The organism is Neobacillus sp. PVCKKU3 (assembly GCF_058323225.1).
Map to the genome: position 1 here is coordinate 21,550 of NZ_JBLVQN010000004.1, position 25,746 is coordinate 47,295.

Below are 25,746 nucleotides of genomic sequence, written 5' to 3' on the forward strand. Positions count from 1 at the left end.
CAGCCTTAGACAATTTACTGATAAGAAAGGCTGAACCAGATTCTTATTGTTTCTGATTCAGCCTTGTTGTTTTATTGGTAGGCCGTTTTTCAAAGTTATAACTTTGATTGAAGGTTTTCAGCCTCTGATATGATCCTGCCGATTAATTTGCTCACGGTTATGTTTCTAGCCAGCCTTGGACTTTGTCCGGACCAGAGTGACATATATTCGTGTTTTCCATTAGCGGCCGAGGCTTTTCTAACCGCCTTAGTCAGCTCGTTTTGCACTGGATAGTCAGGAAGCTTATCCTCCATTTGTTTATGCTTTTCGATAAACTGATTGTTTACCCCTCTAGCCATTTTACCGGAAAAGGCTTTGGTTAAAACTGTTTGGTCCTCTACCGCTTCTAGAATTGCCTGTTTATGTAGTTTATTGGCGCCGCTTTCTTGACATACCAAGAAGGCCGTCCCCATTTGTACTGCTAATGCGCCCAAACATTTAGCCGCCATCAAACCACGCCCATCCATGATACCGCCTGCAGCGATAATGGGAATACTTACATTGTCCGCAGCTTGTGGAATAAGTGATATCAAACCGATTAAACTTTCTTGGTCCCCGCCTAAAAACGACCCGCGGTGTCCGCCCGCTTCCATCCCTTGGACCACAACCGCATCCATCCCTGCTTCTTGATTCAATTTTGTTTCCTGTACTGTTGTGGCCGTTCCAATCAGGATAATAGAATTTTGTTTAAGTTTGGCTGTGATTTCCGCTGACGGCAGTCCAAAGGTAAAGGAACACACTGGGATTTTTTCTTCGATAATGATATCCACCTGTTCATGAAACTTCTTTAGGTCTTCTTCGAAACTAGGGAGACTTGGATTACCCTCTATTCCCAATTCCTTCTGCAGAGGTATTAAAACGGATTTGGCATTGTTAATCTTATCCTCATCGACATGATAAGTACTTGGAACAAATAAATTCACACCAAAATTACTTGAAGTTAACTCACGAATTTCATGAATTTGCTGCCTCAATTGACTTGGATTTAAATAACCCGCGCCAATCATTCCGAGCCCACCGCTATTGGAAACAGCGGCAACTAATTCCGAAGTTGTCACCCCTCCAGCCATTGGCGCCTGAATAATTGGATACTTAACTTCCAGCAACTTCGTTAAAGAATTTTCCCACATATTCAACCTCCTCTATACCTAACTTAACTATAACGATTAAATTCGATTTCCTGCAAGATAAATTCGGAAAATCATGATATTTCTGGTAAGCAACAATGAGAAACTGCTCCAATATTATGGTAAGCTATCGATATAAACAAAGTGTGAATGGATAAGTGGGTGTCTAAATGGAACGAATTATTTTGTATGATGGGGTCTGCAATCTTTGCAATAAGAGCGTCCAATTTATTATAAAAAGGGATTCCTCAGGCCAATTCAAATTTGCATCCCAGCAAGGTGTCTCCGGACAAAACCTGCTCAAGAAATTCACCTTACCCCATAAGATGAACAGTTTTGTGCTAATAGAAAATGAAAAAATCTACCTTGAATCAACGGCAGTACTTAAAGTTTGTAAGGATCTTTCAGGGGCATGGAGACTCCTCGCTGTTCTGTTCATCATCCCCCGCCCCATTCGTGACCGGCTTTATAAAACAATTGCCAGCAACCGATATAAGTGGTTCGGAAAAACAGAAAGCTGCATGCTTCCAAAACCGGAATGGAAAAATAGATTTTTAGATTAATGCTGCTAAACTAAAACAAAACAGCCCCTCTAGGTGCTGTTTTTTCCTTTTTAAAGATTTCAAGAACCGGTAAACGACTTTTTATGAAAGGCACCAATATACTTAAAAATTTCCTCTCCGCTTTCAGGCAACGCGGTGTCAGGAACCAATTTAAAAAACATGGCCCGATAAGGTTCAGGCACCCATATGTAATGATGAATGTAATCTGTTATGGTAAAACCGCATTTTTCCCAAAAGCGAATTCTTGCGAGGTTTTCGGGGGTCGGGTCGGATTCAACCTCTATAACAAGATTCTCACATTGGCCTTCCAGCGCCGACCATTCTTTAATATAAGTAACCATGTTTTTACCAATTCCCTGGTTTTGGTATTCTGTTTGTACAGCAAGGTAATCAATTAATAACGCAGATATTCCAGCAAGTTTTCCGCTGATTGCCATTGCCGCTGCCTGATTATCCAAAAATCCGACATGCAAGAAACAAAGCTTCTTCCTGAACATGTTTTCGGATAATCTTCTCCGGCTTTGCTCCCTTACCAAGAAAAGCCTCTTGATAAATGGGAAAAATCTTGCCCCATATAGCCTCATCAAAGTAGTCAATTGTTTTAAATTCCAATAATGGACAACCTCCATAAAGTACTTTCTATCATCATACTCATAAAATTCCATTAAAAAAAAGACCCTTGAACAAAGTCAAGGGCCAAAGCGAGAACCTAGCGGTCACAACTAAGTCTCAAATTAGGAGGTCTAAACTCAGAAGAATTTAAACATCTATAGTGTAACATTTTCTAAAAATTCATTCAATAGTTTAAAGTGTTAAAGACTAAAAGTATTTTAAAAATTCAGGAAAACCAGGATTTTCTATCCAAACGCTCCCACTTTTACTGACTTTTTTTGTTGACAAACCTGTATATACAAGTCATAATGAAAACGTAATCAAAACTTGTATATACAGGTTGTCTGAACAAACTGGTAAACGTATACAAAACCTGTATAAAATTAAGGGTTTGATAAAAATATAGGAAACAAATGGGGTATTACCCATTCGTTAGGGGGAAATCAGATGAGTAAATACACAGATCCTTCAAAGGAATTACTCAAACATATTGGCGGTAAAGAAAACATTGCGGCCGTTACTCACTGTGTAACTAGGATGCGGTTTGTTTTAAATGATCCATCAAAAGCTGATGTAAAAAGTATTGAATCAATCGGACTTGTAAAAGGTACATTTACCCAAGCCGGTCAATTCCAAGTTATCATTGGAAATGAAGTTTCAAGCTTCTACAATGAATTTGAAAAAATTGCAGGTGTTGAAGGCGCTTCAAAAGAAGAAGCAAAAATTGCAGCGAAGAAAAATCAGAACTGGCTTCAGCGTATGATGGGCCATTTGGCTGAAATCTTCACACCATTAATTCCGGCCCTTGTTGTCGGCGGTTTAATCCTGGGATTCCGAAATATTATTGGCGACATTAAACTATTAGATGATGGAACAAAAACAATTGTAGAAGTTTCTCAATTTTGGGCCGGTGTCCACTCCTTTCTTTGGCTGATTGGCGAGGCGATTTTCCACTTCCTTCCTGTCGGCATCACCTGGTCCGTAGCCAAGAAAATGGGCGCATCGCAAATTCTTGGTATTGTTCTCGGAATTACCTTAGTATCACCGCAATTGCTAAATGCATATGCCGTTGCAGGAGCGAAAGAAATTCCTACGTGGGATTTTGGTTTTGCACACATTAAGATGATTGGTTATCAGGCTCAAGTAATCCCGGCGATTCTAGCTGGATTAACTTTAGGCTTCCTTGAAACAAGACTGCGTAAAGTGGTGCCAAATTCCATCTCGATGATTGTTGTACCATTTTTTGCACTCGTTCCGACTGTATTAATTGCTCACACAATTTTAGGTCCGATCGGCTGGCAAATCGGTTCAGGCATTTCTCATGTGGTTTATTCAAGCTTAACCTCTTCATTCGGCTGGTTGTTTGCAGCAATCTTTGGATTTGCTTATGCTCCACTAGTCATTACAGGCTTACACCATATGACGAACGCAATTGACCTTCAGTTGATGAGTGAACTCGGCGGTACAAACCTGTGGCCAATGATTGCTTTATCCAATATCGCTCAAGGTTCTGCCGTTCTTGCGATGATTTTTATCAACCGCAAAAACGAAGAGGAAAAGCAAGTTTCAATCCCAGCGACCATTTCCTGTTACCTAGGAGTTACCGAGCCGGCAATGTTTGGGATAAACTTAAAATATGGTTTCCCATTCTTGGCCGCAATGATTGGTTCCATGGTTGCAGGCGTTGTATCTGTAGCAAGCGGTGTTATGGCTAACTCAATTGGTGTCGGCGGTCTTCCTGGCATCTTATCGATACAAGCAAAACATATGGCAATGTTTGCAGTCTGCATGATTATTGCTATTGTAGTTCCATTCCTGTTAACAAATATCTTTGCAAAAACAGGTATGAATAAATTCTCTTTGAAAAAATAACTCCAATCAAGGAGGGAGAACAACTCCCTCCTTTTCACATTAAATAAATTGGGCAGGTGCAAAAAATGTCAACAGCTTGGTGGAAAAATGCAGTTGTTTATCAAATTTATCCAAAAAGCTTTAAGGATACAACCGGAAACGGTTCCGGCGATCTACAAGGAATCATTGAAAAACTCGACTATTTGAAAAATTTAGGTGTTGATGTCCTTTGGCTCACCCCTATTTATCAATCTCCGCAGCGGGATAATGGTTATGACATAAGCGATTATTACAGCATTTATCCAGAATACGGCACAATGGAAGATTTCGAACAGCTCCTGAATGCAGCCCATCAGCGCGGTTTAAAAATCATGATGGATATTGTCATCAATCATACCTCAACAGAACATGAATGGTTTAAGCAGGCAAAATCCTCAAAGGATAACCCATACCGCGACTTCTACATTTGGAAGGATGGTGTAAACGGAGAACCGCCTAACAACTGGCAGTCCAAATTTGGCGGTTCAGCGTGGCAGTTTGATGAAACGACCGGCCAATATTACCTACATCTCTTCGATGTAACCCAAGCGGATCTAAACTGGGAAAACGAAAGGGTCCGCAAAGCCTTATATGAAATGATGCATTTTTGGCTTAAAAAAGGTGTCGATGGCTTCCGTCTTGACGTCATCAATCTCATCTCGAAAAACCAGCAATTTCCGCAGGATGAAACGGACGGACGCAAATTTTACACAGATGGTCCAAGAATCCACGAGTTTCTGCATGAGATGAACGAAAAGGTTTTTTCACATTATGATTTAATAACAGTCGGTGAAATGTCGTCTACTTCTATTGACCATTGTATCAATTACACAAAACCCGAACGTGAAGAGTTAAATATGGTGTTTAGCTTCCATCATCTGAAGGTAGATTACCCGAATGGGGATAAGTGGACGAGAGCGGATTTCGATTTCCATGACCTTAAAACGATTCTTTCTAAATGGCAGGTAGAGATGAATCAAGGTGGCGGCTGGAATGCCCTTTTCTGGTGCAATCACGACCAGCCACGAGCTGTGTCACGTTTTGGGAATGACAGGAAATATCATAAGGAATCAGCAAAAATGCTGGCAACAGCTCTCCACATGATGCAGGGCACCCCTTATATTTATCAAGGGGAAGAATTCGGAATGACCAATCCGAACTTTGATTCGATCGGAGACTACCGTGATGTGGAATCCTTGAATATTTATGAAATCATGAAAAACGAAGGTATGAGTGAAAAAGAAATACTCGATATCTTGAAACAAAAATCACGAGATAACTCAAGAACGCCCGTGCAATGGGATTCCAGCCGCAATGGCGGGTTTACGGATGGCACTCCATGGATTAATACAGCGGAAAATTCCCCTGAGATCAATGCCGAAAATGCCATACATGATCCCAATTCTATCTTCTATCATTATCAAAAGCTCATTCAACTTAGAAAAAATTACGATATCATAACAGACGGAGACTTCGAATTAATTTTAGAAGATGACAAAGAGGTTTTAGCTTACGTTCGTTCTAATGGCGTTGAAAAAATACTTGTTCTAAATAATTTTTACGGAAAAGAAAAAACGGTCTCTCTCCCTTCTCACTTACATCTTGATGGTGAACATGCTGAAGTGATAATCTCTAATTATGAGGATTCGGCTTCATTTGGGAACGAAATACATTTACGGCCGTATGAATCGATAGTTTACCATTTAAAGAAGTGATTGGTGATGTCTTTATGACTAACAAATATTTAACGATCTATAATAGGATTGTCGAACAAATTAAAAACGGAGAAATTTCTCCACAGACGCTGCTCCCCTCTGAGAATGAATTAACGGAACAATTCCAAACATCGAGGGAAACGATCCGTAAAGCGCTAAATTTGCTGTCGCAAAATGGATATATTCAAAAAGTCCGCGGCAAAGGATCCATCGTCATCGATGTCTCCAAGTTCGACTTCCCTGTTTCCGGACTGGTCAGCTTTAAAGAGCTTGGGCAAAAAATGGGCCGGAAACCCAAAACCATCGTGAATGAGTTAGAATTAATGAAACCGGACAGCTATATCCGGCAGCAGCTCCAGCTATCCGGGAAAGATCAAGTCTGGAAAGTCGTGCGGACACGTGAAATCGGCGGCGAAAAGATCATTTTAGATAAGGACTTCCTGAATAAAAAGTTTGTTCCTGAATTAACTGAAGAAATCTGCGCAGATTCTATTTATGAGTATTTGGAAAAAGACTTGAATCTTACTATCAGTTTTGCGAAAAAAGAAATAGTGGTTGAAGAACCGACGGATGAGGACCGTGCCCTTCTGGATCTTGATGGTTTTCATAACATTGTTGTTATTAAAAACCTTGTATACCTGGATGATGCCAGCCTATTTCAATATACGGAATCTAGACATCGCCCCGATAAGTTTCGGTTCGTCGACTTTGCCCGGAGGACACATTGATTCTTAAAGGAAATCTCTTGTAAAAGAGGTTTCCTTTTTAATTTTTTGCTACAATAAACCTAACTTAAGAACCTGAGGTGAAAAGTATGTGCGGGCGATTTACCTTAACAGCAACGATTGATCAGATTCTTGACCGGTTCGATATACAAGCTTTCCTTGATGAGGAAAATTATTTGCCAAGCTTTAACATTGCCCCCTCTCAACTGGTATTGGCAATCATCAATGATGGCACGTCCAATAGGATGGGCTTTTTAAAATGGGGGTGGATTCCTCCCTGGGCCAAGGACATGTCGATTGGTCATAAAATGATCAATGCTCGGGCAGAAACTTTAACAGAAAAACCAAGCTTCCAAAAGCCATTCCAGAAAAAGCGCTGCCTTATTATTGCGGATAGCTTTTACGAGTGGAAACGAAATGATGATAAAACGAAAACACCAATGCGGATTAAACTGAAGGATGATAACCTTTTTGCGATGGCCGGACTTTGGGACAAATGGAAATCCCCCGAAGGGCAATCTGTCTTTTCCTGCTCTGTCATAACAACAGCCCCGAACGAATTGATGAAGGATATTCATGACCGAATGCCGGTCATTTTAAAACCGGAGGACGAACATAAATGGCTTGACCCCTCGATTACGGATACGAATTTCCTTAATCAATTTCTGGTGTCATTTAATAAAAATCAGATGGAAGCATACGAGGTCTCTTCGCTAGTAAACTCGCCAAAAAACAACTCGATGGATCTCATTCAAAAAATATGCTAACGCACATTTTTTCCGACTATGGACAAGTTGCCTATATGCACGTCCACATTCTTTCATATGATGTACTAACCCATTAAGTTTTTCCTTCTTTTAAGTGGCCGGAAGCCACTTTCTTTTTTTTGTCCGAAACCCATCCGTATAAATGGTCTGTATCACATATAAAGTGAATACAATGTAAAATACCATCAGCAAATAACCAGGGGCACCCCCACTAAATTGCAGTGACTTGTTGATACCTTTTGTTTTTAGAGGTGAGATGATTGGTTTTCATTCCTACAAATATGAATATTTGTTATTTAAAAGTTGGCACCCCTGACCATAAGAGCGCTGTTTCCTTTGGTCAAAATATTTATTTGGGCATCAATACAGTTGGGAAGAAAAATCAGGGATTCGGCCAGCAGATGGCCGATGATTCTACAACCGTTTTTCCTATCGGAATCATATTTGATGATGAAATGATTGATATGCCTTCGATTAAAAGCGAACCCAAGCCGGGGCCGCACGCCTAAAAATTGAACAGGAGTGATTGGTTTGAATATTGCACCTATGGCCATCAATTTCATTGGTTTTAAGATTAATGCAGTGGATAACACCTCTGTGATCAACTTTGGACCGAACCAATTTATCGATCAGTTTCTATCTTATAAAAGAAACCAAGGAGTCGGCGAACAAAACGGTGATATCTCCCCTGTCAACATTCCGATTAACTATGTCATTGATCCAGACATTAATGATAGTGGAACAGTGAAAAACAGTGTTATCTAAATGGCATTAGGGAAAAAAATCCACTATACATTGAGGTGAACCTTTTGATCTTTGCACCAATGAACATCAATCTTGGTGATATAAAAATTAATGTTTTCGACCACGCCTCCGTCATGAACATGGGCCCCAATCTATTTATCGACCAATTTGTTTCCTATAAACGGAATCAAGGCTATGGAGAGCAAAACGGCGACTTTGTTCCGCTTTATATTCCGATTTGTACGGTATATGACCAAGATTTCAGTGACAGTTGGACAGGAAAAAGCAGTTTTATTTAGTATATAAAAATGGCCGTCTGGCTTTTCTGCCGGCGGCCATTTTTATGTTCTTCTTCACTAAAACTTTTCCAATATTCCAATTTGTTAGAATAGTAGTATAATAAAGGAAACTTTACATAAAGGAGAATCGCTAGTATGGATAACCTACTAAACGAATTTAAGAATCTGCCGACAACCTGCATTTCCGATGGAATGGATGGTTTAAATAACCTACACCCTTCCATTAAACCAATTAAGGAAGAGTACAAGCTTGCAGGGCGGGCCTTTACGGTCAAAATTCCAGTCGGAGATAATTTGGCTGTTTTAAAAGCGATTCGCAACGCACAGCCGGGTGATATCTTGGTGGTTGATGCCAAAGGAGACCAATACCGTGCCATTGCCGGCGATTTTGTTGTCGGCATGATGCAGACTCTCGGAATCGGCGGCTTGGTGGTTGATGGTGTCATCCGTGATATTGTGGGTATTAAAGAATTAAACTTCCCTGTTTTCTCCCGAGGTACGGCGGTCGCGGCAAGCGGCAAAGCAGGTGTCGGGGAAATCAATGTGCCGATATCCTGCGGCGGAGTCACGATAAACCCTGGTGACATCGTTGTTGGAGATGCCGATGGAGTAGTTGTCGTCCCTCAATCAATTGAACAAGAGATTTTAACTAAATCTCAAAACAAATTGAAAAAAGACCAGCAAAGAGAAGAAAAGATTTCCGGCAATCGTGAAGCGATCATTAAACATTTGGATGAAATGCTTTCCAAATAAAAATGCCCCCTTTTTCCTATTCAGGAATGGGGGTTTTATATTTTTTGATCCTACTTTAAAATGGTGCCTGACCGTTTTTAATTCGTATACTTATTTGGCGAAGTTTGGGAAATATAAAGATTATAAATGTAGATTTTTGGCTGGGATGGTTGCTTGTGGGGATGAAGATTAAAAAGATTCTTTATCATTTAATTATGCTCAGGGATAAAATATTAGTCCCTTTTGTGCTTTTATACATTTTATTGGCGGCGCTTGGGATTTTCTGGATAGAACCAAAAACCTTTGAATCGTACATTACCTCAATCTATTGGGTATTAACCACGCTGGCAACTGTAGGTTTCGGTGACTATGCGCCAGTAACAGATGCAGGAAAAATTTATACCATCTTTCTTTACATCACCGGTATTGGGTTAATAAGTGTATTTGTTGGTAAAGTCATTAATACCGTATACATAATTGATAAGCTTAAGGTTGGAGGAAAAATGAAATATACAGGGAAACATCATATTATTCTGATTGGCTGGAGCCCGAAAACAAAATTAGCCGTAAAGGAAATTCTTAAGACAGACAAAAAGACGGATATCGTCATTATTGATAATTTAGAAAAAGCTCCAATTTCCGAGGAACACCTATTTTATGTCCGCGGTGATGCGACCGACGAAGAAACACTCATGAACGCCAACCTTCCAAAAGCTAAGGGTGTAATCATTTTTGCCGACCAGGTTGCACAGGATAACTTTTTAACCAAGGACCCTCTTCTTGTTGACGGCAAAACCTTACTAGTGGCGACCGCGATCACAACACTTGAGGAAAAATTAAAAAAAGATATTCATGTTACGGCAGAAGTTATCAATGAAAACCATATCCAATTGTTCAAACATGTTCAGGTCGATGAATTTATTCCAACCCAGGAAATGATTTCGCACGCTGCCGTCCGTTCATTATTCTCACATGGCGTTACCCATATGTATTCAGAATTAATGAGTACACAGTATGGTGATTCCATGTATGAAATTCCGAAAAAAAAGGAGTGGAAAACGTACCGTGATGCTTTTTTTGAACTGCTTAATCAAGGGGCAACGTTAGTAGCCGACCGGGGAGACATGCACATTAATCAAAAGCTGGACCAAATGATTCCCGAAGATGCCCAGCTGTTTGTCATTTGTGATAAGGAGACCATCAGCCAATTAACTACACATGTTGAAAAATAATTTTTAAAAAAAGGGTGGGAAAAACACCACCCCTAAATAGAAAAATAATAAAAATAATGTGTTTCTCTTTTGAAGCCAATTTTTTCATAAAGACCTTGAGCAGGAATATTGTCAGAGGCTGTCTCAAGCAGTACACCTTTTGCTCCAGTATCCCGTGCCATTTCAATTGCCTTATGAATTAATTTTTCGCCGGCACCCTTGCCACGGTATTCCTTTTTCACATACAAATCATTCAAAATCCAAGAACGCTTCATGCTAACTGATGAAAAGCTTGGATACAACTGCGTAAAACCAACCGCTTCCCCACCTTCATAAGCGATGAAAATAACCGATTCCCCATTTAATATTCTCGTCTTTAAAAACTCCCGTGCTCCTTCGGAATCAGGCGATTGCTGGTAAAATTGTCTGTATAAATCAAAAAGCTCTGTTACAGCATCCAGGTCATTGATTGTGGCTTTGATTAGATTCATAATTCTCCGCACCCCCTTATAAATTCTCAGTTTCCTATTTTTGGTACACTTTATTGTACTTCAATTGGATTCATTTTTAATAGTCTTTTTTATTCCCCAAAAATGAAAAGTTCTTTTTACAAAAAATAAGGATTTATTTTTGGCTTAAGGTTTTCTTAAGGTTCACGCACCATAATGGGAAACAGTTAAGGTGAATGAATGAATTCGGAGGAATTAAGATGAAAAAGAATTATACGAAAATTGTTCTCGATTTGATGATGGCTATCACGTTTGTGCTGCTAATGAATCCAAGAGTATTAGATGGACTGCCGTTTCACGAAATTGCAGGACTGGTAATAGGAGTTGCTATTCTAGTACACATCGGCTTGAACTATCGCTGGGTGGTCAATACAACAAAAAAGATCTTTGACCCGAAGCTTCCTAATAAAACACGATTTAGTTATCTTTTAAACGTACTGTTGTTAATTTCGATGGCAGGTGTTATTATCACAGGCATATTAATTTCTAGGGTTGTATTACCAAGCCTCGCCATTCAGGGAAATCACACTATTCGTGAATTGCATGGACTATCTGCTGATGCCACACTTGCATTTGTTGGACTTCACGTTGGTGTACATTGGCAGTGGGTAATGAGTATCTGCAAAAAGGCATTTAAAACAAAGGAAGGGAAATTTAGGAAAGGTGTTATTGCATCAGTTGCCCTGTCACTCGCTATTTTCGCAGGGGGAATTCAATGGTTCGGTTCTACAGCTACACCAAGCATTGGTGAGTTCAAACCGATGCAAATGCAGCAAAGCACTCAAACATCTAATAATGGAAATACCCTAAATACAGAGAACTCAACTGCGATGACAAAGCAAGGACCTCCTAATGGAGATTTTCGAAATGAAAAATTCCATGGAAAAGAAGGACATGGAGGATCAAGCAACCCGTTTCTCGTAGTTCTTAACTATTTTGCGATTTGGGCAGTGATCATCATTCCTACTTATTATATTGAAAAGCGAATTTTAAGGAAAAAACGGAAATCTAAATTGGCCCATCCTCAAATGACATAAAAATGTATTTGTGATTTAAAAAAAGTCCGGTTGTAGCTCCGGACTTTTTTACTTCTTATGATAATTTGAGAAGATATTCATTCATCCAATTGTTACTTTTCCACTTTTTAGAAAGAATATCATTAATTGCAGGGGGATATGGACTTATTCTTATATGCTCATGAATACTTCCAAGTACGGACTCGTAATCCAACTCGGCACAAACGCTAAACCATTGTTGGACCGTTTCATTTTTTGCCACAAAGAGAGGATATACCCTTTCAATCAAGACAATCAGTTTATACGTCTCTTGTTTAGTCAATGAGAATCTCCTTTTGTAATCCCTTGGAATAATGATTATTTCAGTAATCCGCCACGTAATTGATTCACGCCAAATTCCAGATAAGCTTTTAAACAGGTCAGCATAAATACCCAACCTTCTTTATTGTCCAGAATATTATGTATTAATGCAGTGTCATTCTCTTGAAAGCCTTCTTCCATTATTTCAATAATCGTGCCGGACGAATCCATTTCTTTTAAGCTGATGGTTACGGTATGTTCGTCCTCTGGCGGACCCCAAAGAAAGACAATTTTTTTATTCTCCTCTACTTTTACCACTTTAATTTCCAGTTCAGCATTATACAAATCATATTCCAATTTGATGGTCTTTCCCGCTGCCCATCTTTCTGAACTCGATGAGAACCAAAAATTACCGATTTTCGAAGGATTGACAAAGGCCTCAAATACATCTTTGGCAGGCTTTTTAATTTGAAACTTTGTTAAATTATTCATTTCTAATCCACTCTCTTTCACGTATTAACATAATCAGGGTCGTCTCATAAAGTTTATTTTATACCATTTTAGCTTTTTCTTAGTCCACTATCTGAATAAATCTGTTTATCTTGTTTCGGTTTCACCTTCACACCAAAAATCCATCTCGTAACGGCCGTCCGCTTAATGATAAACTCATATATTAGCCAAGAAATAAGCAAAGTCAGGACCATAATGAGGAAAAACGACATAATCATACCAAGATTGATTTTTAAAACATAGTAACCTATGACAACTAAAACACTCTGGTGAATAATATAGATAGGAAATGCTGCTTCATTCATGTACGGGATAGCCTTGTGAGGAAAATTCAAAAATTTGTGACCGAAACCCAAAATTACCGCAAGCGTTAGCCAAACATTGAAGGTTCTTAAAATAGATATAAGTATATCCACACCTTGGAAAATCTGCCCATCCTGATTCATTTGCAGCAAGACAACCCATGCCGGAACTAAAACGACCAGTGCTGCCAATCCCTTCCCGCGAATTCGATTGAACATATTTTGATAGCTTTGATGGGAACAAGTAATAAAGCCCATTATAAAAATGAACAAGAAAAAGAATGGATTTTGACCGCCTGGTGCTGGGAGTGCCTGTGTCACAAACAAACCAATGAAAAGTAGGAAAAATACAGGTGGTCTGCTGCATACTTGATTAGATTTTTCTATTTTGCTTTTTCTCAGGGGATTTTTATAAAAGTTGAAAAACGGCAAGGCCACAACCGAAAGGACAAATAAATAGAGTATGAACCAAAGGTGTGCCGGTGTGAAGGTGCCAAAATAACCGGATAAATCGCTGAAATCAGTAAAAAATGATCTTAAAAAAGTGAAATAATTCCCTGCTGCTCCTGTGTGATTTAATTTCGCAAAATAACCCTGTGGCGGAATGATAAACAAAACGCCAAAAATCAAGGGAATCAACAATCGATTCACGCGATCTTTTATGTATTCCTGGTTCGACCTCCTCTTGAGGGCGTACCAGCTCGCTGACCCTGCCAGCCAAAAGAGCAGCGGCATAAACCAATAACTAGTTACGGCAATGAACCAACTAAGCCCCCAACTTAATTCCCCACTTTTCACATAAAACGGATCCCAATAATCAAACACCCTGGCGGAATGAAACGGAAATAACAGCAGGATTCCCAAATTTCTCAGCCAATCAATATCATATCTTCGATTCTCTTTCAATCAGACTCCCCCAGTCTAAAACCAATTTTTTCCTAGATATATTGTAGTGATTCCCACTGCTTCTTACAAGGAAAATTTTCCTAAAACCGAAAAAAACCCCCGATAATGGGAGTTTCATATTATGCTTTTATGAAAAAGTAGTAGGACGACATTCCTGTAGAAAATATAAAATAGCGGACTGGAAACAAAAATCCAACCCGCTTATTAATTCTATGAACCATTTTAGTTAACGAACCTTCCTGTTTTACCTTTTGAGCTCCAGTATTCATTACGGAGGTGAACCTTTTGGATTTTTCCGGAGGCAGTCTTCGGAAGTTCTTTTACAAAGGTGACACCTGTAACCGCTTTAAAATGAGCCAATTTTTCACGGGAAAACGAAATGATGTCCGCTTCGCTGACTTCAGCACCTTCGCGCAATACTACATATGCATGGGGAGTTTCGCCCCATTTTTCATGTGGAACTGCAATGACGGCAGCCTCTAATACCGCAGGATGCTCGTAAAGCGCCCCTTCCACTTCAATGGAAGAGATGTTTTCTCCGCCGCTGATAATAATATCCTTTTTTCGGTCAACGATCTCAATATTACCGTATTCATCGACCGTTCCCATGTCACCCGTGTGGAGCCAGCCGTTTCGGATGGTTTCCATGGTCGCCTCCGGGTTTTTCCAATAGCCAAGCATAACACCGTGGCTTCTTGTGATGACTTCACCAATCTCCTGACCGTTATGGGCTACCTCTTCTCCATGCTCGTTGACTACTCTAACATCAGATCCAATCATTGGATAACCCGCTTTTGCTTTGATGCGTGCTTTCGTTTCGGGTGACAAGTGTGTAAGCTCCGAGCGGATTGTTGAAACCAAGCTAAGAGGCGTAGATTCTGTCATTCCGTACACCTGAATAAACTCCCAGCCAAGCTCCTGTTCAACGCGGGTCACGAAGGCCGGTGGCGGTGCGGAACCCGCTATAACCACGCGCACGGCATGCTCTATTGCCGGTTTATTTTTTTCATAGTATTGCAGCAAAGAATTCAGCACGGTTGGTGCCATGTGCAGCACTGTCACCTTATGTTCCTGGATGGCATGAAAAATTGATTCAGGAGTAGCCTTTTTCAAACAAACATGTGTTGCACCATTCGCCGTATAATAAAATGGCGAACCCCAGCCGTTTACATGGAACATCGGAAGAACATGAAGATAGACATCTCGGTCGCTCACGCGCAGGTGGTGCATCGTGCTTAACGCATGCAGATAATTATTGCGGTGCGTCAGCATAACCCCCTTAGGGTTTCCAGTTGTGCCGCTTGTGTAAAGAAGACTGCAGACGTCATTTTCATCAAGTTCTGCGCGATTGAAATTCCCTGATGGGTAGCCTGCCAGCCATTTCTCATAATCTACCTCATCGGTTTGTTCATCTTTATATTGAACAATAATGTGTTTGACTGTTTCGAGCTGCTCTTTAATTGGAGTGATTAATTGATACAAATCCTGGTCAACCAGCAGTACTTTGGATTCACTATGATTTAAAATAAATAAGTAATCCTCAGGCTTCAAGCGGATATTGAGCGGAACCATGATGGCCCCAAGCTGGAAAGTGCCATAAAAACCTTCAAGCATTTCAACAGTGTTTGGCGCAAGAAATGCAACCCGTTCCCCTTTTTCTACACCTAATTCCCTTAACCCATGAGAAAGCTGGTTTACTCTGCCATTCAGCTCAGCATATGTAAATTGGCGTTCATCGCAAAAAACAGCCTGCTTGTCTCCATAAAGAGAAACGGCACGATCTAAAAATTCCGGAAGTATTAAAGGTACATTCATTTTTTTCACCTCTTTTTAAATTTTAGAATATTCCAACATAATATTATTCTATCATACAATTTTTAAATAAAAATACAAAAATTTGTCTAAAAATAAATAATTGCACCTAAGTACTAATCTGCTGGAAAATCCCATAAAATAGAATATACGTTCGTAGAGGAGGACGAGGAAATGCTTAAAAGCAATGATTCCTTGATTACAGGTGAGATGTTAGTCAAATATTACGAACTAAACAAAAAGAAAAAAGAAATCGAACTGGAAATGGATGAATTAAAGGAAGTGTTTCAAAGCTATTTTAATAATTTAGTAGGAAAGGACATGAAGGGCGAAATTACGGTGAGCGGTTATAAATTGCAAAGGCAGATTCGCAAAATGGAAAAATTCCATGAGGCGGAAACGGTGAAAAGGTTGGAAGAAATGCAATTGAACGACCTCATCCAATTGGTGAAGAAGCCCGATGATTCAAAAATAAAAGCGGCGCTCGAACTGGGATTAATAAAGCCAAATCAACTAGAGGGCTGTATCGTTACTTCTCTTTCCCCTGCTATCTCGGTAAAACCAGTGACACCGCGATAAATACAGACAGAAAATTTTATAACCGTATTGCATGCTTGAGGAATTCCCCAACCTTTATCGAAGTATTAATACGTATTTATTTTTACCTTCGTTTTCGTCTTCAACGGCTTCATGAAGAACAATTTACTTTCGGGGTCCTTTTGTTTTGGTCTTCATCGGCTTCATGAAGGACATTTTACTTTCGGGTTCCTATCGTTTTGTCCTTCATCAGCTTCATGAAGGACATTTTCCCTTAGGGTTCCTTTCATTTTGTCCTTCATCGGCTTCATGAAGGACATTTCCCCTCGGATTCCTATCGTTTTGTCCTTCATCAGCTTCATGAAGGACTTTTTCCCTTTAGATCCCTTTCTTTTTGTCCTTCATCACCTTCATGAAGGACATCTCCCCCTCGGGTTCCTTTCTTTTTGTCCTTCAACAACCTCGTGAAGGACATTTTCCACGATAACCCAATCCATTTTGTCCTTTATCCACTTTCCCCGTTACACTTTGTTGTTTATCCCCCATGCATCAGCCAAAATCCGTATCCCCTCTTTAATTTGATTCTCTGACAGCCCGCCGTACCCAAGTAAAACCTTCGAATCCACCCCGCCAGCCAACTCCGCATCATAGACAGACAACGGATACACTTTTACTCCAGCAGCCATCGCCCTCCGTACCAACTCCTCCTCCCTCATGCCATTCCTAACGTCCAAAACAATATGCAAACCCGACTTTTCACCGATTACCTTCACCCATTCACCCATAAAATCATGAATCGCTGAAATCAGGAAGACTTGCTTTCTCCGGTAAAGTGTCCTCATTTTATTTAAATGGGTTTGCCAATGGCCGTCGTGCATAAAACGATAAAGCGTATCCTGATGGAGCCGGGAGACCGTTTGTTTATAAATGGTGAATTGCTCCCTGTAACTGGCCAGCAGTTCTTCAGGAAGGACCATATAACTGATTCGCAAGGATGGTATCAACGACTTTGAAAAGGTGCCTAAATAAACAACTCTTCCGGATGAATCCAGCCCTTGCAAAGCTGGAATCGGTTTTCCTTTATATCGGTATTCCCCGTCGTAATCATCCTCAATAATGTATCCGTCCCTTTCTTCCGCCCATTTCAACAATTCCATTCGTCGAGCAATTGGCATAACCATTCCCAGCGGGAACTGATGGGATGGAGTGACATACACGACACGGGCGCCGCTCCCGCGCAAACATTCTACAGCAATCCCTTCTTCATCCAAAGGAACCGGAACAGTTCCGACACCTAAATCTTGCAAAACTGCCCTTGTCCGGTGAAATCCAGGGTTCTCCAAGGCATAAATTTCATCCCTGCCGATTACTAAACAAAGGAGTCCCATCAATACCTGTGTTCCCGCACCAACAACAATTTGCTCAGCTTTGCAACGAACACCTCTAGACTGAAATAAATACTTGGCAATTTCCTCGCGAAGCAGCCTTTCCCCTTGCGGATTGCCGGTATAAAACAAATCCCCCTGATCCTCATATAAGGCTTGAACCGACAGCCTTCTCCATAAACTGAATGGAAAATGTTCAAGGTCGACCTTTCCCGAATTAAAATCTATTTTTACAGCAGGATCCGTCAGCTCCTCAGCCATCCTTACAGGCTCCACCTTATCATGACTGACCATTAAATCCTCCAGCAGCTCAACAACAAACAATCCTGAACGCGGACGGCTTTCTAGAAATCCTTCCGAACAAAGCTGGTCAAAGGCAGACTGAACCGTGTTTAGACTGAGTCCCAAATAATTAGCCAAATTTCGTTTGGATGGCAATTTTTCCAGAGGTTTAATATTACCTTTAAGAATTTCATCTTTGATAAAGTTCGCAAGCTGCATATATAAAGGCGTTGGGCTTTTTTGATCCAATACAGGCATTACCTCAAGCATTGCCAATCCCCTCCAAAAACTGACCCTACTAAAATCATTTAATTTGATATCTTTGATTATACCAGTTTACCAATTAAACTTGAGTTCACATCTAAGAATTTCTCTTAGTGAATCCGTAACTTAATCTCTAAAAAATTTATTGAAATTGGCTACCCAATAAATATCCCAAGTAAGCAAGAAAAATTCCGATTATGTAGGTTAAAAATGTATAAATGTAAAATTGCCATTTTTGTTTTTTCAAAAGGAATTGTAGCATTTCTAATTTTAACGTAGAAAATGTGGTAAAGGCTCCCATGAACCCGGTTCCAAATAATAGAGCGAGCGTTGGGTCGGCCTTTGCCCCGCTAATCATTCCTAGAAGAAATGCACCGGCCAAATTAACAGTTAAAGTTCCTAGCGGAATTGCTGCCTTTGCATTTAACTGCTTGCTTATCAAAAAACGGGCAATTGCGCCAAAAAATCCCCCTAATCCGACCATTATTAAATGGACAATTGTCATGATTCTTGCACCGCCTCATTGTATTTAAATCCTAACCGGCTCATTATAAGACCACCGATAACACTAATAGCAACGTATAATACGCCTAAAACAACTTTTCCATCATGAAACATTTGGACAGTTTCAACACTAAGCGTGGAAAATGTGGTAAATGAGCCGACGAACCCTGTCCCAATCGCAGTTGTAATCACAGGTGGCAACGAAACCCGTTTAAACAAATTAGTCGTAAACCACGCCAGCAGAAAACTCCCGATTAAGTTAATTGTTAGAGTGGAAAAAGGAAAAGAAGCGCCTTTAAACAGCGAGATCCCTATCCAATACCTTAAGATTGCACCTAGCGCCCCGGCAATGCCCACTAAAAAATAAACCAAATAAAATGCCCCCTTGGCTTCGATATAAAAAACTCCTGCAAGGAAACACCCCGCAGGAGATAACAACAAATTTATTATAAACCCTGATTTTTGAAAAGGAAAGATTCCCTATTTTTAGAAAAATAAATGTGAGGAAATTTGCCGGTCCTTATGTTCCTCATATAGCTGATCAATCAACTCTTGGTGTACGGCCTCTTCCATGGTCACATTGCGTTTTTTTATTGTTATGGTAAAAAACAACATATTCAAGTTCATTTTGAGTTCCTCCTTCTAATGTTTCCTTTATTTATCTCTAGTATAGAAGGATTTCCCATTTCTAAAATCGTGACTATGATGGAGATTTTCCTACTCCTTTAGTCTGAGAATAGTAATCTTGCTTGAACATTTTATGTACAGAATAAATATTTTTAGCTGCGTACTGCTACCTTTTCCGGAAGCTCTGCCCCTTCCCAATCTTTGCAAACATCGACCCAATCCTTGGCGAAGGAATATTCAAAAACTTCATCACCGGTCAACTCGATTGCAGAATTTGCGCTTCCGCAAGCTGGAAAGAGAGTTTCAAAACGTTTCATGGAAACATCTAAATATACATCTAAATCATTTTTCAAACCAAACGGACATACACCGCCTACAGCATGTCCCGTTTGTTCCAACACTTCCTCGGCAGATAACATGCGGGCTTTAAAGCCAAAGGTTTGCCTAAATTTTTTATTATCAATTTTTGCATCTCCAGCCGCCACAACCAGAATGGCTTTTTCTTCTTCCCCTCTGAAGGACAAAGTTTTGGCAATACGCGCCGGAATAACGCCGATGGTTTCAGCAGCAAGATCCACTGTTGCACTCGACGAATCAAACTCCATCACATCCTGTTCGCGTCCCCAATGTTTGAAATGGGCTTTCACACTTTCTAAAGACATCCTATTCCATCCTTTCCCATTAATTTTATGAAGTATCATAACAATTTTCGTGGCGCAAAACAAATCAAATGCTTATCTTTGAAGCTTTTCAGCAATTAGGGACACCTGCAACCATATTGTTAGATACTGCTATCATTATCTACTTAAACAATATAAAATTGATATACATTTGCAATCATACTGGGATTAGTGACATTTGCCTATTTTTGTAGTCTCTCCATCGCTTATTATGATTTAATGGAAATAAATATTACAAATGGGAGGTAATTAAGTGAATACATTATTTAGTAAAGTTTTAGAATTAGACATTGCTTACCTGGATACCTTTACGAATAGAATCGACACATCCTGGGGGTATTTGTTTCATAATGAAAACCAGCCAGCCTATTATGATGCCAATCATGCGCATATCCATGAAGCTCCTTCTGATCCTAAGTCTGTTATTGAAGAGGTACTGGATTTTTATCAAAAGAGAAACTTGACCCCAAGATTCTATATCTTCAATATTGAAAATCAAGGACCTTTAATAAAAGAATTGTATGCCAGCGGCTTTCGATATGAAGAGCTCATCTCCCCTGTCCAAATTTGGAATAAAGAATTAACATCACGACAGCAAAATAACAGATTACAAATTGAGAGAGTTACAGAGGCCAATTATACAGATGCATTAGAAATTGAATGCCAAATTAAAGAGTTTGGCGGTCGGGGAGTGCGAGAAAAAGCCTTTGCCGTAGAGTTTAAACACCCAGCATTCAGCCGCTATCTGCTTAAGTTGGATGGCACTGCCTGTTCCACTGCCTGTTTGTTCGAACATGGGAATCAAGTCCGTTTGGAACACGTTGCCACACTTGAAGAATATCGCGGTAAAGGCTTAATCGGCGACCTCATTTATTTTCTTCAAGAAGAAGTTAAGAAAAAGGGCTTGGAGAACTTGTGGGTTTTCCCTATCGATGAACGGGTTCAGAATGTATATGCCAAATACGGATTTCAATCGTTAGGAAAATTTATTACAGGGCATGCTTTTTTGTCTGGAAAAAGCGTGATGGAAATCAGGGGCAGCTAATAGTGTTCCCTAATCAACCAATTAGTTTATACGAAGTTAGGTAGGGACAAATTCCCCCTTTTAAAACGTTTGAAACTTTTGTAATATTAAGAGATTGAGAGCTTAGAAACACCTTTGGGGGGATACAAATGAATTCGCATGGTGCAGTTTTGCCATATCCAAGGGCAAAGGGCATTATATTGGTGATTATCGCAGCTGTCTGCTGGGGCGCTTCCGGTACAGTTGCCCAATATTTATTTCACAATAAAGGCTTTAACTCAGGCTGGACGGTTGTCATTCGACTCCTTCTCTCCGGGACAGGATTATTATTTTTTGCACAAACTGTTGCGAAACAAAATATATGGAATGTCTGGAAAAACAAACAGGATGTGGTCCAGCTTATCTTGTTTGGAATCTTCGGCATGCTTGCCGCACAGTATACCTATTTTGCAGCGATTGAGTATAGTAATGCAGCTGCCGCAACGGTCCTTCAATACTTGGCACCTGTTATGATAGCTTCTTACCTTTGTCTGAGGAAAAAAAGATTACCGTCAAGGCTTGAAGTGATGGCCATCTTGTTCGCATTGGGCGGAACATTTTTGCTAGTTACAAAAGGGAATATTCATGCGTTAGCAATCTCTGTCCCTGGTTTTACTTGGGGAATTCTTTCAGCATTTGCGCTTGCTTTTTACACACTATACCCGGGCCGCCTGCTTGCAAAGTGGGGGTCGCTCATTACGGTTGGATGGGGAATGATGATCGGAGGTATCGTCTTCAGCTTTGTCTATCGACCATGGCAGTTTCATGGTGATTGGTCCGGGACGTCATTTTTGGCGATGGTGTTTGTCATCATTTTCGGAACAATCATCGCTTTTTTCTGTTACATGGAAAGTATGAAGTATATTAATGCATCAGAAGCGAGTCTTCTTGCTTCCGCAGAACCGTTATCGGCAGCCTTTTTATCTGTTGCTTGGCTGCAGGTTTCGTTTGGACCCGCTGAGTGGCTTGGCTCTTTCGCCATCATTGCAACAATATTTATTTTATCGGCTGTAAAAAAATAAGGATAACCTAAAGGGTCGTTGAATGACGACTCTTTTGGGTTATCCTCTGTTTTGGCTGATGAGAAAGTATAAATTCAACTACGCCTCATGAACCGTCCTATCGGACTCGCCAATCGGCGAGTTTTCATTTATTATTCCCCTAAATCAACGTTATGATAAACCTGTTGAACATCCTCAAGATCTTCAAGCGTATCGATTAATTTCTCGAACTTAGCAACAGCATCTTCCGGAAGCTCAACCTCGTTTTGCGCAAGCATGGTAAGTTCAGCTGTAGTAAATTCTGTTATGCCGGCATTTTTGAAAGCTTCCTGCATAGCGTGGAACTGGTCTGGCTCAGCATAAACGATGACCTGATCCTCTTCCTCTACCACGTCACGAATGTTCACATCCGCTTCCATAAGGATTTCAAGGACGTCCTCTTCTGATTTTCCTTCTACGCCAATTACAGCAGTTGCATCGAACATATATGCAACAGAACCACTGACACCCATATTTCCGCCATTTTTACCAAATGCAGCACGGACCTCAGAAGCGGTGCGGTTAACATTATTAGTTAAGGCATCAACAATAATCATTGAGCCATTCGGGCCAAAGCCTTCATAACGAAGTTCATCAAAGCTCTCATCCGAACCGCCTTTTGCTTTATCAATCGCCTTATCAATAATATGTCTTGGCACGTTGTAAGTCTTGGCACGCTCCAGGACAAATTTTAGACCCTGATTAGCATCCGGATCGGGTTCGCCGCGGCGTGCTGCCACATAGATTTCACGGCCGAATTTAGCATAAATACGACTTGTATTTGCATCCTTTGCTGCTTTTTTATCCTTGATATTGTTCCATTTACGACCCATATGAACACTCTCTTTCTGGTTTGAATCTATCCAAAATTATTTATGAAAAAGCTGTTACAATTCAACCTTTTCAAAAATAGCTTTTGGGAGTCTACTTTTCTAAATATACACAGATAATATTATACCTAATTTAGCTCATTTGTTAAGAGTTTGATTATCAAAAAGAAAGAAAGTTCATTAGAACATGATCATTACCTTCACCTCATCAAGTGTTAAAGCCATTCATTATCAGAAATAATAACGAGAAATCCACTGTACTGCCATAGCATAATGCCAGTACTAATGTTTATCCAGCCCAGTAAGAGTGAGACTATTTTTTCCTTTTTCATATTTAAAAAAGCGGTCCACTTTTAAGTGAACCACTTACAACATTGCTTATCTAAATTTTGGTGTCCTTCAACACTTTCTCCGAAATTTTACACCAACATTTGAAATAGCGTACTATCCTTATTTACTTCCCTGCAGTTAAAACCTTTCGTCTTGATTCGTTCAATTAAAGGGAAATAGTCTTCTCTATCCTTCAACTCGATACCGACTAATGCCGGACCGGTTTCACGGTTGTTCTTTTTCGTATATTCAAAATGGCTGATATCATCATTTGGTCCAAGGACCTCTAATAAGAACTCCCGCAATGCACCTGGGCGCTGTGGAAAATTAACGATAAAATAATGCTGCAGTCCTTCATAAAGCTTTGAGCGTTCCTTGATTTCCTGCATCCGGCCGATATCATTGTTTCCGCCGCTGACGATGCATACAACAGTTTTACCTTTAATCTGTTCAGCATAAGTATCCAATGCAGCAATAGATAAAGCACCTGTAGGCTCCACAACGATCGCATTTTCATTGTATAAAGATAAAAGCGTCGTACAAACCTTTCCTTCAGGTACAACTACGATATCATCGATAAGCTCTTTACAGATATTAAAAGTCTTCGTACCAACTGTTTTAACCGCCGCACCATCAACGAATGGGTCAATTTTATCAAGCGAGGTGACTTCCCCTTTTAAAACCGATTCCCTCATCCCAGGGGCGCCTTCAGGTTCAACACCGATTAATTTAGTTTCTGGAGAAAAATGCTTCAGGTATGTACCCACACCAGCCATTAGACCGCCGCCGCCAATTGCTCCGAATAAATAGTCGATATTTTCATGACAATCATTTAGAAGTTCTACACCTACTGTACCTTGCCCGGCAATGACGTCATAATCATCAAACGGATGGATAAACGTCCTGTTTTCTTCGCGGCTGCATTCTATTGCTTTTTCGTAAGCATCATCAAAGGTATCGCCTACCAAAACGATTTCGACGCTGTTCTTGCCCCAAAACTTTACTTGGTTTACCTTTTGTTTTGGTGTCGTATTCGGCATAAAGATTTTCCCGCTAATGTTTAATAGGTGGCAGGAATAGGCAACCCCCTGTGCGTGGTTTCCAGCGCTTGCACAGATAATGCCATTCTCTAAATCCTCGGGGCTCAACCTCTTAATTCGATTGTAGGCTCCACGGATTTTAAAAGAACGGACACTCTGCATATCTTCACGTTTTAAGTAGACGTGGCAGCCATAACGCTCAGACAATAAATGATTGTATTGTAGCGGAGTCGGCGAAATCACATCCTTGATGGTGTGACTAGCAATGATGATATCCTCCACATTAAATGTTTCGACCTGTTGACTCATGGTCAATTTCCCTCCTCAAGTTTGAAAAATCTCAGCTTTTATAAACAATAAAAAAACCCGTCCCCATTGGTATAGGGACGAGTTAGCTCGCGTTACCACCCTACTTCCGCAGCATTCAATAAACAACTTGCTGCGGCTCTCGATCATCCGTACATTGTAATATACGTGTTCCATTGTAACGGCGGACTTCCCGGTGCGGCTTACTGGAAATTATTTCAGCAGCACATCTCAGAGATGATTTTCAGATAAGGCCTGTCATCGGCTTCCACCAACCGCCGACTCTCTTTAGACAAACAGCAAATCCTACTCTTCTCGTCATCGATTTTATAGATCAATTTTTAATAAGGTTAACACCGAAAAAAGGGTCTGTCAATATTTTTAGACTATTTATATTATTTAGACAATTATTAAAGCGCTTTCATTTCCATTTCAGGACACAGATGTCATTTATTAAAAGCCAGCTTCATTAAAAAGGACAATTCCCCTTTATTTCCACTAATTATGTTATAATAAAATATAAAAATATTCTGATATTTAAAGGAGAGGTAAAAATGATTATTCCCTACAATGGCAAAACCCCTTCTGTTCATGAATCTGTATTCGTGGCTCCTGGCGTTTATATCGTTGGCGATGTTACCATCGGCAAAGACTCCACCGTTTGGTTTAACGCTGTTCTACGGGCAGATGATGGCCCGATCATTATCGGAGAACGCTGCAGTATCCAGGATAATTCCACCATACATATGTTTGAATCATGTATCATCGAGGACGATTGCACGATTGGCCATAATGCCATTCTCCACGGCTGTAAAATTGGCAGGAAGACAATCGTCGGTATGGGCTCTACCATATTGGACAATGTCGAGGTTGGCGAGGAATGTATTATTGGCGCCAATACCCTGCTGGCAGGCGGAATAAAGATACCGCCCCGCTCCCTTGTGTTAGGTTCACCGGGAAAAGTGGTCCGCGAGCTGACCGAGAAGGACTTGCAAATGCTGCAAATGTCCAGTACCCACTATGTCCAGAAAGGGAAAGAATTTAAGGATATATTAAAATAACGTTAATTAGGGCACTTG

30 protein-coding genes and 1 other annotated feature are annotated in these 25,746 nt (G+C 40.3%); of the genes, 15 read left to right on the plus strand and 15 right to left on the minus strand.

What is annotated here, in order from left to right:
- Positions 1 to 95 precede the first annotated feature (95 nt).
- Positions 96 to 1,169 (minus strand): NAD(P)H-dependent flavin oxidoreductase, encoded by a 1,074-nt coding sequence (locus ACNQGS_RS03900; RefSeq protein ID WP_491486213.1) that lies wholly within the window; start codon positions 1,167 to 1,169, stop codon positions 96 to 98.
- A 167-nt stretch (positions 1,170 to 1,336) separates the two neighbouring features.
- Between ACNQGS_RS03900 and ACNQGS_RS03905 the strand changes: the two genes are divergently transcribed.
- Complete coding sequence (locus ACNQGS_RS03905) at positions 1,337 to 1,729, plus strand: thiol-disulfide oxidoreductase DCC family protein (RefSeq protein ID WP_491486214.1); 393 nt, start codon at positions 1,337 to 1,339, stop codon at positions 1,727 to 1,729.
- A gap of 59 nt (positions 1,730 to 1,788) precedes the next feature.
- Here ACNQGS_RS03905 and ACNQGS_RS03910 read toward each other — a convergent pair whose 3' ends face one another.
- Entirely contained in the window at positions 1,789 to 2,394 is a 606-nt protein-coding gene (locus ACNQGS_RS03910) for a GNAT family N-acetyltransferase (RefSeq protein WP_491486215.1), read from the minus strand.
- Positions 2,395 to 2,788: 394 nt separating this feature from the next.
- On the opposite strand from ACNQGS_RS03910, the gene treP reads away from it, so the two are divergent.
- The 9 genes from treP (at position 2,789) to ACNQGS_RS03955 (ending at position 10,445) form a co-directional block, all read left to right on the plus strand.
- Positions 2,789 to 4,213: a PTS system trehalose-specific EIIBC component gene (gene treP, locus ACNQGS_RS03915; protein WP_491486216.1), complete on the plus strand. Its 1,425-nt coding sequence runs from the start codon at positions 2,789 to 2,791 to the stop codon at positions 4,211 to 4,213.
- Between the two features lie 65 nt (positions 4,214 to 4,278).
- Complete coding sequence (gene treC / locus ACNQGS_RS03920) at positions 4,279 to 5,946, plus strand: alpha,alpha-phosphotrehalase (protein WP_491486217.1); 1,668 nt, start codon at positions 4,279 to 4,281, stop codon at positions 5,944 to 5,946.
- Positions 5,947 to 5,960: 14 nt separating this feature from the next.
- A complete protein-coding gene (gene treR / locus ACNQGS_RS03925) occupies positions 5,961 to 6,674 on the plus strand; it encodes a trehalose operon repressor (RefSeq protein ID WP_491486218.1) in 714 nt (237 codons plus the stop codon).
- Between the two features lie 86 nt (positions 6,675 to 6,760).
- A complete protein-coding gene (locus ACNQGS_RS03930) occupies positions 6,761 to 7,438 on the plus strand; it encodes an SOS response-associated peptidase (protein WP_491486219.1) in 678 nt (225 codons plus the stop codon).
- A 281-nt stretch (positions 7,439 to 7,719) separates the two neighbouring features.
- The gene (locus tag ACNQGS_RS03935; RefSeq protein ID WP_491486220.1) at positions 7,720 to 7,947 is read left to right on the plus strand and encodes a hypothetical protein; all 228 of its coding nucleotides are present in this window, start codon (positions 7,720 to 7,722) and stop codon (positions 7,945 to 7,947) included.
- A 13-nt stretch (positions 7,948 to 7,960) separates the two neighbouring features.
- Entirely contained in the window at positions 7,961 to 8,203 is a 243-nt protein-coding gene (locus tag ACNQGS_RS03940; protein WP_423802285.1) for a hypothetical protein, read from the plus strand.
- Positions 8,204 to 8,238: 35 nt separating this feature from the next.
- Positions 8,239 to 8,481, plus strand: coding sequence for a hypothetical protein (locus ACNQGS_RS03945; RefSeq protein ID WP_491486221.1), 243 nt, complete (start codon positions 8,239 to 8,241; stop codon positions 8,479 to 8,481).
- 135 nt (positions 8,482 to 8,616) lie between these two features.
- Positions 8,617 to 9,234 (plus strand): RraA family protein, encoded by a 618-nt coding sequence (locus tag ACNQGS_RS03950; RefSeq protein ID WP_491486222.1) that lies wholly within the window; start codon positions 8,617 to 8,619, stop codon positions 9,232 to 9,234.
- Positions 9,235 to 9,338: 104 nt separating this feature from the next.
- A complete protein-coding gene (locus ACNQGS_RS03955; protein ID WP_491486223.1) occupies positions 9,339 to 10,445 on the plus strand; it encodes an ion channel in 1,107 nt (368 codons plus the stop codon).
- 32 nt (positions 10,446 to 10,477) lie between these two features.
- Here the strand turns inward: ACNQGS_RS03955 and ACNQGS_RS03960 are convergent, their stop codons facing one another.
- Positions 10,478 to 10,915 (minus strand): GNAT family N-acetyltransferase, encoded by a 438-nt coding sequence (locus tag ACNQGS_RS03960; RefSeq protein WP_464494135.1) that lies wholly within the window; start codon positions 10,913 to 10,915, stop codon positions 10,478 to 10,480.
- Positions 10,916 to 11,133: 218 nt separating this feature from the next.
- Between ACNQGS_RS03960 and ACNQGS_RS03965 the strand changes: the two genes are divergently transcribed.
- The gene (locus ACNQGS_RS03965) at positions 11,134 to 11,970 is read left to right on the plus strand and encodes a DUF4405 domain-containing protein (RefSeq protein ID WP_491486224.1); all 837 of its coding nucleotides are present in this window, start codon (positions 11,134 to 11,136) and stop codon (positions 11,968 to 11,970) included.
- Positions 11,971 to 12,025: 55 nt separating this feature from the next.
- Here the strand turns inward: ACNQGS_RS03965 and ACNQGS_RS03970 are convergent, their stop codons facing one another.
- From ACNQGS_RS03970 to ACNQGS_RS03985, 4 genes are all read right to left on the minus strand, one after another.
- Positions 12,026 to 12,271 (minus strand): replicative helicase loader/inhibitor, encoded by a 246-nt coding sequence (locus tag ACNQGS_RS03970; RefSeq protein ID WP_491486225.1) that lies wholly within the window; start codon positions 12,269 to 12,271, stop codon positions 12,026 to 12,028.
- A 35-nt stretch (positions 12,272 to 12,306) separates the two neighbouring features.
- A complete protein-coding gene (locus ACNQGS_RS03975; protein ID WP_491486226.1) occupies positions 12,307 to 12,741 on the minus strand; it encodes an SRPBCC family protein in 435 nt (144 codons plus the stop codon).
- A 68-nt stretch (positions 12,742 to 12,809) separates the two neighbouring features.
- A complete protein-coding gene (locus ACNQGS_RS03980) occupies positions 12,810 to 13,967 on the minus strand; it encodes an acyltransferase family protein (RefSeq protein ID WP_491486227.1) in 1,158 nt (385 codons plus the stop codon).
- A 222-nt stretch (positions 13,968 to 14,189) separates the two neighbouring features.
- On the minus strand, positions 14,190 to 15,782 hold the full coding sequence (locus ACNQGS_RS03985) for a long-chain-fatty-acid--CoA ligase (RefSeq protein ID WP_491486228.1): 1,593 nt from the start codon (positions 15,780 to 15,782) through the stop codon (positions 14,190 to 14,192).
- A 171-nt stretch (positions 15,783 to 15,953) separates the two neighbouring features.
- Between ACNQGS_RS03985 and ACNQGS_RS03990 the strand changes: the two genes are divergently transcribed.
- Positions 15,954 to 16,358: a hypothetical protein gene (locus ACNQGS_RS03990; RefSeq protein WP_423802275.1), complete on the plus strand. Its 405-nt coding sequence runs from the start codon at positions 15,954 to 15,956 to the stop codon at positions 16,356 to 16,358.
- Positions 16,359 to 16,519: 161 nt separating this feature from the next.
- Here the strand turns inward: ACNQGS_RS03990 and ACNQGS_RS03995 are convergent, their stop codons facing one another.
- The 6 genes from ACNQGS_RS03995 to ACNQGS_RS04020 all read right to left on the minus strand — a co-directional run bounded on the left by ACNQGS_RS03995 (position 16,520) and on the right by ACNQGS_RS04020 (position 20,040).
- Positions 16,520 to 16,669, minus strand: a complete 150-nt coding sequence (locus tag ACNQGS_RS03995) for a hypothetical protein (RefSeq protein WP_491486229.1) — start codon at positions 16,667 to 16,669, stop codon at positions 16,520 to 16,522.
- Positions 16,670 to 16,837: 168 nt separating this feature from the next.
- Positions 16,838 to 18,253: a MocR-like pyridoxine biosynthesis transcription factor PdxR gene (gene pdxR, locus ACNQGS_RS04000; protein ID WP_491486230.1), complete on the minus strand. Its 1,416-nt coding sequence runs from the start codon at positions 18,251 to 18,253 to the stop codon at positions 16,838 to 16,840.
- Positions 18,254 to 18,389: 136 nt separating this feature from the next.
- On the minus strand, positions 18,390 to 18,752 hold the full coding sequence (gene crcB / locus ACNQGS_RS04005; protein WP_491486231.1) for a fluoride efflux transporter CrcB: 363 nt from the start codon (positions 18,750 to 18,752) through the stop codon (positions 18,390 to 18,392).
- Positions 18,749 to 19,123, minus strand: coding sequence for a fluoride efflux transporter CrcB (gene crcB, locus ACNQGS_RS04010; protein ID WP_491486232.1), 375 nt, complete (start codon positions 19,121 to 19,123; stop codon positions 18,749 to 18,751). The genes crcB (ACNQGS_RS04005) and crcB (ACNQGS_RS04010) overlap by 4 nt, the downstream gene beginning before the upstream one ends.
- Positions 19,124 to 19,237: 114 nt before the next feature.
- The gene (locus tag ACNQGS_RS04015) at positions 19,238 to 19,378 is read right to left on the minus strand and encodes a YrzI family small protein (RefSeq protein WP_491486233.1); all 141 of its coding nucleotides are present in this window, start codon (positions 19,376 to 19,378) and stop codon (positions 19,238 to 19,240) included.
- Positions 19,379 to 19,530: 152 nt separating this feature from the next.
- Complete coding sequence (locus ACNQGS_RS04020; RefSeq protein ID WP_491486234.1) at positions 19,531 to 20,040, minus strand: YbaK/EbsC family protein; 510 nt, start codon at positions 20,038 to 20,040, stop codon at positions 19,531 to 19,533.
- 271 nt (positions 20,041 to 20,311) lie between these two features.
- Between ACNQGS_RS04020 and ACNQGS_RS04025 the strand changes: the two genes are divergently transcribed.
- Entirely contained in the window at positions 20,312 to 21,103 is a 792-nt protein-coding gene (locus tag ACNQGS_RS04025) for a GNAT family N-acetyltransferase (RefSeq protein ID WP_491486235.1), read from the plus strand.
- Positions 21,104 to 21,231: 128 nt separating this feature from the next.
- Positions 21,232 to 22,143 carry a DMT family transporter gene (locus ACNQGS_RS04030; RefSeq protein ID WP_491486236.1) on the plus strand — a complete coding sequence of 304 codons (912 nt, stop codon included), beginning with the start codon at positions 21,232 to 21,234 and terminating at the stop codon, positions 22,141 to 22,143.
- 131 nt (positions 22,144 to 22,274) lie between these two features.
- Here the strand turns inward: ACNQGS_RS04030 and ACNQGS_RS04035 are convergent, their stop codons facing one another.
- Positions 22,275 to 22,994 carry a YebC/PmpR family DNA-binding transcriptional regulator gene (locus ACNQGS_RS04035; protein WP_491486237.1) on the minus strand — a complete coding sequence of 240 codons (720 nt, stop codon included), beginning with the start codon at positions 22,992 to 22,994 and terminating at the stop codon, positions 22,275 to 22,277.
- A gap of 416 nt (positions 22,995 to 23,410) precedes the next feature.
- Positions 23,411 to 24,670, minus strand: a complete 1,260-nt coding sequence (gene ilvA / locus ACNQGS_RS04040) for a threonine ammonia-lyase IlvA (RefSeq protein WP_491486238.1) — start codon at positions 24,668 to 24,670, stop codon at positions 23,411 to 23,413.
- A gap of 70 nt (positions 24,671 to 24,740) precedes the next feature.
- Positions 24,741 to 24,998: a binding site (T-box leader), on the minus strand.
- Positions 24,999 to 25,221: 223 nt separating this feature from the next.
- Between ilvA and ACNQGS_RS04045 the strand changes: the two genes are divergently transcribed.
- Positions 25,222 to 25,728: a gamma carbonic anhydrase family protein gene (locus ACNQGS_RS04045; RefSeq protein WP_491486239.1), complete on the plus strand. Its 507-nt coding sequence runs from the start codon at positions 25,222 to 25,224 to the stop codon at positions 25,726 to 25,728.
- Positions 25,729 to 25,746 lie beyond the last annotated feature (18 nt).